Annotated in this window: 8 protein-coding genes; 6 read left to right on the forward strand and 2 right to left on the reverse strand. The window is 68.3% G+C overall.

The features are described from left to right. Positions 1 to 34 precede the first annotated feature (34 nt). A complete protein-coding gene (locus ACH4D5_RS23135) occupies positions 35 to 664 on the reverse strand; it encodes a hypothetical protein (RefSeq protein WP_398305613.1) in 630 nt (209 codons plus the stop codon). A 167-nt stretch (positions 665 to 831) separates the two neighbouring features. Here ACH4D5_RS23135 and ACH4D5_RS23140 point away from each other — a divergent pair, with 167 nt between their 5' ends. After that, positions 832 to 1,416 carry a hypothetical protein gene (locus tag ACH4D5_RS23140; RefSeq protein WP_398305616.1) on the forward strand — a complete coding sequence of 195 codons (585 nt, stop codon included), beginning with the start codon at positions 832 to 834 and terminating at the stop codon, positions 1,414 to 1,416. Between the two features lie 71 nt (positions 1,417 to 1,487). Here ACH4D5_RS23140 and ACH4D5_RS23145 read toward each other — a convergent pair whose 3' ends face one another. Continuing rightward, a complete protein-coding gene (locus tag ACH4D5_RS23145) occupies positions 1,488 to 5,387 on the reverse strand; it encodes a GH92 family glycosyl hydrolase (RefSeq protein ID WP_398305619.1) in 3,900 nt (1,299 codons plus the stop codon). Positions 5,388 to 5,542: 155 nt separating this feature from the next. Between ACH4D5_RS23145 and ACH4D5_RS23150 the strand changes: the two genes are divergently transcribed. The 5 genes from ACH4D5_RS23150 to ACH4D5_RS23170 all read left to right on the forward strand — a co-directional run bounded on the left by ACH4D5_RS23150 (position 5,543) and on the right by ACH4D5_RS23170 (position 11,714). After that, on the forward strand, positions 5,543 to 6,517 hold the full coding sequence (locus tag ACH4D5_RS23150; RefSeq protein ID WP_398305621.1) for an epimerase: 975 nt from the start codon (positions 5,543 to 5,545) through the stop codon (positions 6,515 to 6,517). 371 nt (positions 6,518 to 6,888) lie between these two features. Beyond that, positions 6,889 to 8,322 (forward strand): N-acetylglucosamine/diacetylchitobiose ABC transporter substrate-binding protein, encoded by a 1,434-nt coding sequence (gene ngcE, locus ACH4D5_RS23155; RefSeq protein WP_398305624.1) that lies wholly within the window; start codon positions 6,889 to 6,891, stop codon positions 8,320 to 8,322. Between the two features lie 116 nt (positions 8,323 to 8,438). Beyond that, a complete protein-coding gene (locus tag ACH4D5_RS23160; protein WP_398306056.1) occupies positions 8,439 to 9,386 on the forward strand; it encodes a carbohydrate ABC transporter permease in 948 nt (315 codons plus the stop codon). A gap of 21 nt (positions 9,387 to 9,407) precedes the next feature. Then, positions 9,408 to 10,301, forward strand: coding sequence for a carbohydrate ABC transporter permease (locus ACH4D5_RS23165; protein ID WP_398305627.1), 894 nt, complete (start codon positions 9,408 to 9,410; stop codon positions 10,299 to 10,301). Positions 10,302 to 10,451: 150 nt separating this feature from the next. Then, a complete protein-coding gene (locus ACH4D5_RS23170; RefSeq protein ID WP_398305630.1) occupies positions 10,452 to 11,714 on the forward strand; it encodes an extracellular solute-binding protein in 1,263 nt (420 codons plus the stop codon). The last annotated feature ends 12 nt before the right edge of the window (positions 11,715 to 11,726 follow it).

Genomic DNA, 11,726 nt, shown 5'->3' on the forward strand with positions numbered 1-11,726 from the left:
TCCTCGCCCACTGAAGACGCAGGACTCATTTCGTCTAGTGCGGCTGCTTCTTGCTGATCATGTGGGCCACGCCGAAGGCGCCACCCGCGGCCACGGCGAGGCCCGCGAGGGCGACCCCGCTCTCCAGGCGCTCCCACCAGAACTTGTGCGGGGCCATGGGCTCGTGGTCCAGCACCGCTTCGAGCAGGTCGGTGCCGCCGGCGTCGAGGATGGTGAACACGTAACCGTTGGCGACGCCGAAGTACGCGCCCAGCGCGGCGAGGATCGCGGCCCAGACGTGCGGTCCGGCCCCGCGGCCGCCGGTGCGGCCCACCACGGCTCCGACGGTCACCGCGAGCACGGCGGCGACGGCCAGATAGCTGGCCTGGAGGCCGCCCTGTGACAGATCCTCGTTGGAGGCGAGCAGGATGCCCGCGTAGACGAGCCCGAGGCCTCCCGCGACGAGCAGGCCGAGGAAGAAGGCCTTGCCGGGCTTCGCGCCGCCGCCGGGAGGCGGGAAACCGGGAGCGAAGGGGTAGGGGTTGCCGGGCTGCATCGGCTGCATGGGCTGCATCGGCTGCTGCTGGTACGGGGCAGCCGGGTAGCCGTACCCCGGCTGCGGCTGCACGGGCTGCTGCCCGTACGGGTTGTGCTGCGGCGGCTGTGGCTGCCAGGGCTGGTTCATGTTCCGGTTCCCCCGATGGTGAATGCGATCCCCGCGCAGGTGTGCGCGAGCGGCGCCCAAAGTACCAACATGGCTCGATCCGGTAGCCTGCCCCGGGCTCTTCGCCCTTCAAGCAACCGTTCGCATCATCAGACAATCTGCGCATTCTGTTTTCGGGGGATCATCACATGCGTGTCCGTCGCGCCGTCGGCGCCGCCACTCTCGCTCTCGCCGCCATAGCCCTGCTCACCGGCTGCACCGACAATCCGAACGACAAGGCCTTCGGTGGCCTCGGCGGCGACATGCCCTCGGCGCCCTCCATGCCGAGCATGCCGACTCCGTCGCTCACGCTGAGCCCGCCGAGCGGAATGCCGAGCGACCCCGGCACCTCCTCCGGCGGCAGCTACGGCGGCGGCTACGGCGGCAGCAGCTCCACTCCCACCGCGATGCCCTCGTACAACGCGGACGCGCTCAGCGAGGTGATCGGCGAGAACTGCCGGTACGAGCGCTCCGCCGGGCGGATCAGCTACGACGTCGACATCCAGAACGCGTCGACCGACTTCGCCTACCGGTACAACTTCACGGTGGAGTTCAAGATCGGCGAGTCCGCCAACTCCGCCGTCGCGAGCAGGAGCATCGGCTCCCGGTTCGAGACGGTGACGGTCACCCCGGGCGGCGACCGCTCCGTCACGGTGCATGCCTCGCACAGCACCAACGACCGGCTCGTCTACTCCTGCCAGGTGACCTCCGCCACGAAGTCCCCGTCGTCGTAACACGGCAGCGCGGGGACGGGGTGAGCGCGCACGCGCCACACCCGTCCCCGCGCCGACGGCATCCCGCCGGATCAGTGGAGCAGCTCCACCTCCGCCAGGGTCGCGGAGCCGTCCGGCACCAGCCGGTAGTGGTCGTACGTCCCCGGACGGGTGACCGTGAAGACCCGGGTCTGCTGGTCCCACGCGAAGGACTCACCGGACCGCTTGTCCAGCCGCTTCCAGCTCTCGCCGTCCTTCGAACCCTCAAGGACCCAGCCGCGCGGCGCCTTCGCCCGGTCGGCGGACGACGTAAGCGTGTACTGGACCGCCTTCGTCCCCTTGGCCGCCGGCAGTTCGATCGCCGAGCCCGCGGCCGACGTGGCGTCCGTCGCCGACGTGTCGTCGAAGAGCGCGCCCTCGCCCTTGAGGGCGTCCTTCCGCGGTGACGGCACCTTGTCGTCCTGCGTGATCGACACGGGCTGGGCGTTCTTGCCGCTGCCCCACGCCGACGGCTTCGGGCCCATGTCGAACTCCAGGACCCCGCCGCGCGCGACGATCTCGTGGGGGAGCGCGGTCGACTTCCACGCCTTGCCGTTGACCTTGAGCCCCTGCACGTACACGTTCTCGGCGCTGTTCTTCGGCGCCTTGACGACGAGGTCGCGGCCGTTGTCCAGGTGCACGGTCATCTTCGTGAACTGCGGGGAGCCGATGGCGTATTCGCCGCTGCCCATGACCAGCGGATAGAAGCCGAGCGACGAGAAGAGGTACCAGGCCGACTGCTCGCCGTTGTCCTCGTCGCCGTGGTAGCCCTGCCCTATCTCGCTGCCGGTGTAGAGGCGGCGGAGGACCTCGCGGACCTTCTCCTGCGTCTTCCACGGCTGCCCGGCCGCGTCGTACATGTACGCCACGTGGTGGGCGACCTGGTTGGAGTGGCCGTACATCCCCATGCGTACGTCGCGTGCCTCGGTCATCTCATGGATGACGCCTCCGTAGGACCCCGCGAACTCGGCGGAGCCGGTCTCCGGAGTGGCGAAGTACGTGTCGAGCTTGGTGCCGAGGCCCTTGCGGCCGCCGTACAGGTTCGCCAGGCCGCGCGAGTCCTGCGGGGCGGTGAAGGCGTACCCCCAGGCGTTGGTCTCGGTGTAGTCGTGGCCCCACACGCGCGGGTCGAACTTCTCCGAAGGCACCCGCCAGACGCCCTTCGCGTCCTTGCCCTGGAAGAAGCCGGGCGGTGTGCCCGCGCCGGCCGCCTTGTCGTCGAAGAGGTTCACGTAGTCGCGGGCGCGGTTGAGGAAGTACTCCGACTCCTCCTTGTAGCGCTTCTCGCCCGTCTTCTTGTAGAGGGCGGCCCCCATGCGGGAGATGCCGTAGTCGTTGAGGTAGCCCTCCAGCGCCCACGACAGGCCCTCGTGGGTCTCGCTGGGCGTGTAGCCGAGGAACGGCGACGTCTTCATGCCCTTGCGGCCGACGCCCGCACTCGGCGGGACGACCGTCGCGTTCTTCAGCGCGGCCTCGTACGCGGCCTTCGCGTCGAACTTCACGCCCTTCACGTACGCGTCGGCGAACGCCACGTCCGACGACGTGCCCGTCATCAGGTCCGCGTAACCGGGCGAGGACCAGCGCGACGTCCAGCCGCCGTCCTTGTACTGCTGCACGAAGCCGTCGACCAGCTCACCCGCCTTCTTCGGAGTGAGCAGGGAGTAGGCGGGCCACGTCGTGCGGTACGTGTCCCAAAAGCCGTTGTTGACGTACGGCTTGCCCTCGACGATCTTCGCGCCCGTGTGGGTCGGGGTGTCGGGGCCGGTCTGCGGAGAGAAGGGAGAGGCGTACTTGTACGTGGACTTGCCGCCCGCCGACCGGACCTTCTCGAAGCCGGAGTTGGGGTAGAGGTACAGGCGGTACAGACTGGAGTACAGGCTCGTGCGCTGGCCCTCGCTCGCGCCCTCGACCTCCACCTTGCCGAGGATGTCGTCCCACTGCTTCTGGGCCCGGCCCTTGACGCGGCCGAAGGAGGTGCCGGACGGGATCTCCTGGGCGAGGTTGGCCTTCGCCTGGTCCAGGCTGATGAGGGAAGTGGCGAGCCGCAGGTTGACCGTGCGGTCCTTGCCGGGACGGAAGCGGAGATAGCCCGTGACGTCGCCGCCACCGCCGCCCTCCAGCTTGCCGCCCGCGGTGACGGGGGAGTCGAAGACGCCGTACACGAAGAGCCGCGTCGCGCCCGTGGACAGGCCGGACTTGACGTCGGAGAAGCCGGAGACGATCCCCTTCTCCTTGTCGAGGGTCAGCCCGCCCTTCTCCGAGACGTTGTCGAAGATGACGCTCGCGTCGTCACCGGGATAGGTGAACCGCATCATCGCCGCGTGGTCGGTCGGCGCCATCTCGGCCTTCAGGCCGTTCTCGAACGTCACGCCGTAGTGGTGCGGGCGCGCCGTCTCCTTCTCGTGCTTGAAGGGCAGCGCCCGCTTGGTGCGGGACGCGCTCGGCGTGTCCTTGTCGACGGACGGCATCAGCTGGAACGTCTGCCGGTCACCCATCCACGGGCTCGGCTCGTGGCTCGCGCTGAACGCCTGGATCGTCGGCAGGTTGTCGTCGTTGTTGCCGCGCGCGTAGTCGTAAAGCCAGCTCAGCGAGCCCGCGTTGGTCACCGGCGTCCAGAAGTTGAAGCCGTGCGGGACCGCGGTGGCCGGGAAGGTGTTGCCGCGTGAGAAGCCGCCGCTGGAGTTGGTGCCGCGCGTCGTGTCGGCGTAGTCCGAGGGGTGCGCCTTGGGCTTCGCCGGGGCCTTCTCCTTCAACGACACGTCGTCGAGCCAGCCGCGGAACTTCGCGGGACCCTTCGGGGCGTCGTACGCCAGCAGGATCCGGTCGACCGTCTTGCCGCCCGCGACCCGCCCGATGCGCGCCTCGACGTTGTTCCACTGGTTCACGTAGAGCGCCTTGGACGCGCCCTGGCCCCGCGGGGTCAGCGGGAAGCCGTGCTGGTCGACGGCGCTCAGGTCGCTGAGGTACGTGCCGTCGGTGAAGGCGAGGTCCACGGAGACGTTCGTCGCCTGGTAGTCGAGGTCGCCCTCGGCCATCGAGGGGAAGACGCGGTAGCCGAGCTCGGTGTTCCGGCGCACCTTGACGTTGACGTCGAAGACCTTGTTGTACGAGTAGCCGCGCCCGTCCACCTTGTGGGTGCCCGCGTACCGCAGCGCCTGCTTCCCCGTGAACCCGGCGCGGGACTTGGCGGTGGGGGAGCCGCTGGGTCCGCGGTCCACCAGGCTCAGCATGTCCTCGGGCGCGGGGGCCTCCGTGCCGCCGACCGACAGCTGGAGGTCGGCGAGCTGAAGGGCGTCCGCGGCGCCGTTGTTCGCGGTGACGTCGAGGCGGTAGTGCGCGTACGCCGTCCCGTTCTGGAAATCGTATTTCTTCGTCTTGTGCCGGCCGTCGAAGGTCTCGCCCTTGCGCTCGTCGAGGACCTTCCACTCCTTGCCGTCCGTCGAGCCCTTGAGCGTCCAGTCCTTCGGGTCGCGCGGGGCGTGGTCGTTGGCGGAGGTGAGCGCGTACGTCACCGCCTTGGCGGGGCGGTCCAGTTCGAACTCGACCCAGCCGTCCTTGGCGAAGGTCAGCCATTTGCTGGTCGCCTCGCCGTCGACGAGGTTCGCGGCGACCTCGCCGGAGCCGGTGTTCTCACCGCTCGCCCGGACCTCGGTGACGTGGTCGTTCACGCTGCCCGGGAGCCCGGAACTGAACTCGCCGTTCACGCCGGACGCCTTCTTCTTGCCGTCGGGGCCCGTCTCGACGGTGCTCAGCCAGTCCGGCAGGGCCTCGCCCGCCTCGAAGGACGAGGCGAACTCCCGCTCCGCACGGGGCGGCCGCTCGGGCTCGGCGACGGCGGCGCCCTGAGCGGCCACGACGACCGCGAGCGCGAGCACCGGCGCGCCGATGACGGCTGCCGGACGTTGGTGTCTGTAGCGGGATCTGCGTGCGGTGTTGCGTGCCGAGTACGGCATCCCCGAGCCCCTCCTTGCGAGTTGGACAACGTTGTCACGATCGCTGCGCAAGGTCTAGTAGGGCGGCAAGTGTCAAGTGGTGTCAAGGGTGCTGACGGGGCAGCGGATACCGACCCGTACGCTCGCCGTACGGCGTCGGCGTCAGGGGAGGGCCAGTGAAGATCGTGCTGCCGGGAGGGACCGGCCAGGTGGGCGGCGTGCTGCGGCGCGCGCTGACCGCCGCGGGACACGAGGTCGTGGTCCTGACCCGACGTCCGGTGCGGGACGGTGAGGTCCGGTGGGACGGCCGGACGCCCGGCCCCTGGACGGAGGCGGTCGACGGCAGCGACGTCGTGATCAACCTCGCGGGCCGCAGCGTCAGTTGCCGCTACACCGACGAGAACCTCCGCGCCATGATGGACTCGCGCGTGGACTCCGCACGCGTGGTCGGCGAGGCGATCGCCGGTGCCAGGAAGCCGCCCCGGGTCTGGCTCCAGATGAGCACGGCGACCATCTACGCCCACCGTTTCGACGCGCCCAACGACGAGGCCACCGGTGTGATCGGCGGGGCCGAGCCCGGCGTCCCCGACTACTGGGCGTACAGCGTCGAGATCGCCCGGAACTGGGAGCGGGAGCAGGAGCGGGCCGCGACGCCCCGGACGCGCAAGGTGGCCCTGCGCTCGGCCATGGTGATGAGCCCCGACCGCGGCGGTGTCTTCGACTATCTGCTGTGGCTGGCCCGGCTCGGCCTCGGCGGGCCGGTCGCGGGCGGCGCCCAGTACGTGTCCTGGATCCACGACCACGACTTCGTGCGTGCCGTGGAGTTCCTGATCGACCGGGACGACATCACGGGGGCGGTCAATCTCGCGGCCCCCGGCCCGCTGCCGCAGCGGGAGTTCATGCGCGTGCTGCGCGGTGCCTGGGGCATGCCGGTCGGGCTGCCCGCGACGCGCTGGATGGCCGGGCTCGGCGCCTTCGCGCTGCGCTCCGACACCGAACTCCTCCTGAAGAGCCGGAGGGTGGTGCCCGGGCGGCTGACGGAGGCCGGGTTCGGCTTCGAGCACGGTGCCTGGCCGACGGCGGCGGCCGACCTCGTGGGCCGGGCGCGCCGTGAGCGGTCCCGCTCCCGGCGGAACGCGGCACGTTCCTGAACACGGCCGCGGCACGTTCCCGAGCACGGCCCCGCGGCACGTCCCCGGGCACGGCCGCGCCCCGCACCCGGCCACTCGGGTGACCCGAGGGAAAGTCCATGGAAACCGGCGCGAAAGTCCACGCTTTTGGACGGTGATGTGCGAGAGGTTCGACCGGGGATCGTCGCAGGTCTCAACTCGGACAAGGCTGCCGGGCAAAGTCGTATTCGATCTTGCCCACCCGACGGCGAGTGGACTATACCTGTCCGCGTCCGACGTCAACTGCCCTGGCCGGTGGGAGAACCCGGCGCACGACCCCAGCTTCACACCGCCGCGGTGCCGGGGAGGGTCCGGTTCACCGCCTGAGTCCTGGAGAAGGCGAGGACTTGAGCATGGGATCCACCAGCGTCAACCGTCGTGATGTCATGAAGAGGGCGGCGGCCGCCGGTCTGTTCGCGGTGCCGGCCGTGGGGGCGCTCAGCTCCTGCGCCAGCGGAGGCGGCGGGGAGAACAAGGCCGAGAAGGGCACGAAGTCCAAGAAGAACCCGCTCGGGGTGAAGGAGGACGCGGGCCTCTCGGTCTACATCTTCAACGGCGGATACGGCGACAAGTACGCCCAGTTCGTCACGGACATGTACGCCAAGAAGTACCCGAAGTCCGATCCCGAGCAGAAGTCCACCGAGAAGATCGCCACCCAGGTCCAGCCGAAGATCGTCCGGGGCAAGCCCACGGCGGACGTCGTCAACAACAGCGGCGCCGACCAGATGAACCCCGGCAAGCTCGTGCACAACAAGCAGGTCGCCGACCTCAGCGAGGTCCTGGACGCCCCCTCCTGGGACGACCCGGACGTCACCGTGCGCGAGACCCTGGTGCCGATCGTCGAGGAGATGGGCCGCTTCGGCGGCCGGGAGTGCTACAGCCTGAACATCGCGCTGACGGTGTACGGCAACTGGTACTCCAAGAAGCTCCTGGAGGACGGGCTCGACTCCTCGTATCCCAAGACCTGGGACGAGATGCTCGCCGTCTGCAAGAAGGCCAAGGCCAAGGGCATCCACGGCTGGAGCTACCCCGGCGGCCACCCGCGCTACATGTTCTTCAGCATGTACGCGATGTTCGCCCAGCGCGGCGGCCGCGAGGTCACCACCGCCATGGACTACCTGGAGCCGGGCGCCTGGAAGCACGACGCGGTCAAGGACGTCTTCGAGGCCTGGGAGGAGCTGGTCGCCAAGAAGTACGTGCTGACCGGGTTCGACGGCACAGAGGCCCACACCGAGATGCAGACCGCGTGGACGAAGGAGGGCAAGTGCCTCTTCGTGCCGAACGGCTCCTGGGTGGAGAACGAGGCCAAGGACACCACGCCGAAGGACTTCCGCATGACGGTGGGCGCGACGCCCTCCCTGGACTCCGACGACAAGATGCCGTTCGGCACCCTCTTCGCCCCGGCCGGTGAGCCCTTCATCGTCCCCGCCAAGGCCAAGAACCGGCAGGGCGGCCTGGAGTGGCTGCGGATGATGTACAGCAAGGAAGCCGCGCTCAACCTTTTCAAGGAGATCGGCTCGATGCCGGTCGTCAAGGGCGCCATCGACGGCCTCGAACTGCCCTCGGGCGCGGCGAGCGCGCAGGCGGCGATCAAGGCCGCCGGGGACAACGTCGTGATCCCCAAGTTCTACGACTGGTACAACGAGCTGTTCCGCGAGGACTTCAACAACATGATCCACAAGTTCATGCAGGGCCAGATCGGCACCAAGCAGGCCATGGACACCATGGAGAAGGCCTCCCAGCGGATCCTCAAGGACCCCGACATCACCAAGGTCAAGAAGGCCTGAGCGGCGTGAAGACCGACACCCGGGTGGCCGGCACCCCACCGCCGAAGCCAACGAAGAAGCGGGCGGAGGCCAAGCCTCCGCCCCGCCCGGCCAACTGGCCGCTGCTGTGTCTCGCGATGCTGCTCCCGCCCCGCTTCACCCCCCGCCGCGTCCGCTACGACCGGCGCTACCGCACCCTCGACAAGTACCGCTTCATCGTCGGCTTCCTGGCCGTGCCGCTGGCGTTCTACGCCCTTTTCGTCATCTCGCCGTTCCTCCAGGCGATCTACTACTCGTTCACCGACTGGTCCGGCGGCCCCGTCGCGAACTTCGTCGGGTTCGACAACTACCAGAAGATGTGGAACGACGACCGCTTCTGGGACTCGCTCCAGGTCAGCACCCTGCTGCTGGTCATCGCCCCGGTCGTCACGCTCGTGCTCGGCATGTTCTTCGCCTTCATGATCACCTCGGGTGGCCGGCACCGCAGGGGACAGGCCATCGCGGGCGTCGCGGGCTCCTCGGTCTACAAGGTCGTCTACTTCTTCCCGCAGGTCCTGTCCGTCGCCATCATCGCCGTGGTGTGGGGCCGCGTCTTCAACACCAACAGCGGCCTGATCAACGGCGGCCTCGACAAGGTGGGTGTCGACGGCCCCGCCTGGCTCGGCGGCGACCAGACGCTCGGCCTCGTCGCGCTGCTCACCGTGATCAGCTGGAGCTTCGTCGGCTTCTACGTCGTGCTCTTCTCCGCGGCGATGGGCGCCATCCCCAAGGAGATCTACGAGGCGGCGCTGCTCGACGGCGCCGGCCGCGCCCGCACCTTCTTCAACGTCACGCTCCCGCTGATCTGGGACACGGTGCGCACCGGCTGGATCTACATGGGCATCCAGGCCCTCGACACCTTCGCCATCTGCCTGGTCATGGTGCCGCCGCACGTCCTGAAGGTGACCCCGGTCTTCCTCTACGAACGGTTCCGGGACGGCCAGTACGGCTACGCCACCTCCATCGGCGTGGTCCTCCTCGTCCTGAGCATGGCGTTCTCCCTGATCGTCATGCGGGTCGGGAACCGCGACCGGATCGAATACTGAGACCGCGGGAGCCACTGCATCATGACCACCACGACCACCACCGCGCCCCGCCCCGCCACCACCGACGCGCCCCGCCGCGAGAAGGAGACGGGCACCACCCTCAACGTCTTCTCGCACGCCTTCCTCGTCCTGTGGGTGCTCCTCGCCGCCGGGCCCCTGATCTGGGTCGCCCTCACCGCGTTCCGCCCCTCGGCGGAGATCCTCAGCGACCCGATGGGCTGGCCCGCCTCCTTCCACTGGGAGAACTTCACCAACGCGTGGAACAAGGCCAACATCGGCCAGTACACCCTCAACTCACTGATCATCCTGGCCGGTTCGCTGACCGGCACCATGCTGCTCGGCTCGATGGCGGCCTACGTCATCGCCCGCTTCACCTTCCCCGGCAACCGCGTCGTCTTCATGCTGTTCGCGGGCGGCATGATGTTCCCCGTCATCCTGGCGCTCGTCCCGCTCTTCGCGGTGATGGAGAACTTCGGCCTCCTCGACACCCGGCCGGGGCTGATGATCGCGTACATCGCGTACTCACTGCCCTTCACCACCTTCTTCCTGACCTCCTTCTTCCGCACGCTGCCGACCGGCGTGCAGGAGGCGGCGATGGTCGACGGAGCCTCGCACACCCGCACCTTCTTCCAGATCATGCTGCCCATGGCCAAGCCCGGCCTCGTCAGCATCGGCATCTTCAACTTCCTCGGCCAGTGGAACCAGTACCTGCTCCCGCTGCTGCTCAACAACGAGGACGAGAAGAGCTACGTGCTGCCGCAGGGACTCGCCTCCCTCGCCGTCTCGCAGGGCTACCGGGGCGACTGGGGAGCGCTCTTCGCGGGCCTCACCATCGCCATGCTCCCGGTGCTCGTCGTCTACGCCGTCTTCCAGCGACAGGTACAGGCCGGTCTGACGGCAGGAGCCCTCAAGTGACCTGGTGAGGCAGGTGATTTCAGCTTGGCCACGAAAGTGGTCTAGGCCTGTCGAGGCGAATCGGGCCGTGAGTAGTGTCTGCGCCACGGCGCCGCGGGGGGCGACTGGAAGCGCTCAAGTCGACACCGATGTCGAAGGGTTGAAAACAGCATGAGGAACCGAATGGTCGCCACCGGCGCGGCAACACTCGCCATGGTGCTGGGACTTACCGCCTGCGGCGGCGACAGCGACAGCGGCGACAGCAAGACGATCAAGCTCGTCGCCGCCGACTACGGGGACAAGGCGTCCAACGCCTCGAAGGTGTACTGGGCCGAGGTCAAGAAGGAATTCGAGGCGGCCAACAAGGGCTACAAGGTCGACGTCCAGGTCATCAACTGGAACGAGATCGACAAGCAGGTCAAGAACATGATCCAGGCGGGCAACGAGCCCGACCTGCTGCAGACCGGCGGCTACGCCGACAAGGTCGCCGACGACCTGCTCTACAAGGCCGACGAGGTGATGTCCGCCAAGACGCGCGACAACCTCATCCCCAGCTTCGCCAAGGCCGGCGAGGTCGACGGCACCCAGTACGGCATCCCGTGGGTCTCCTCCAGCCGCGTCATGTTCTACAACAAGTCCGTCCTCAAGAAGGCCGGCGTCAAGTCCCCGCCGAAGACCTGGGCCGAACTCGCCGACGCCGCGAAGAAGATCAAGGCCAAGAAGGCCGCCGAGACCCCCTACGCCCTGCCCCTCGGCCCCGAGGAGACCCAGGGCGAGACGATGATGTGGGAGCTCGGCAACGGCGGCGGATACACCGACGCGGACGGCAAGTACACCCTCGACAGCCCGCAGAACATCGAGACCTTCGAGTGGCTCAAGACCAACCTGGTCAAGCCCGGCCTCACCTACGCCAACCCCGCCTCCACCGACCGCAAGACGGCCTTCGCCGACTTCGCGGCCGGCAAGGTCGGCATGCTCAACGGCCACCCGAGCCTCATCCAGATGGCGAAGGAGGGCAAGGTCGACTACGGCGTCACGCCCATCCCCGGCAAGGAGGGCCCGCTGGAGTCCACCCTCGGCGTCGCCGACTGGATGATGGCGTTCAAGGACGGCGGCGCGGAGAAGGAGGGCGTGAAGAAGTTCCTGGACTTCACGTACTCCAAGAAGATGCTGGCGTTCGACGAGATGTACAACCTGATGCCCGTCACCCAGGACGCGCTCAAGGAGATGAAGACCAACGGCAAGCACAAGGACCTGGAGCCGTTCTTCGAGGTGCTGCCGAACGCCAAGTTCTACCCGCTCGGCGACACCTCCTGGGACCTCGTGTCCGCCGAGATGAAGAAGACCGGCGGCAAGGCCGTCTCCGACGACCCGAAGCAGGTCCTCGGCGACCTCCAGAAGAAGGCGGAGTCGGCGGCGGCCGACGCCAAGTAGCGGCCGACGCCG

The sequence above is a fragment of the Streptomyces sp. NPDC018029 genome (assembly GCF_044327655.1).
In the GTDB taxonomy this organism is placed as follows: domain Bacteria; phylum Actinomycetota; class Actinomycetes; order Streptomycetales; family Streptomycetaceae; genus Streptomyces.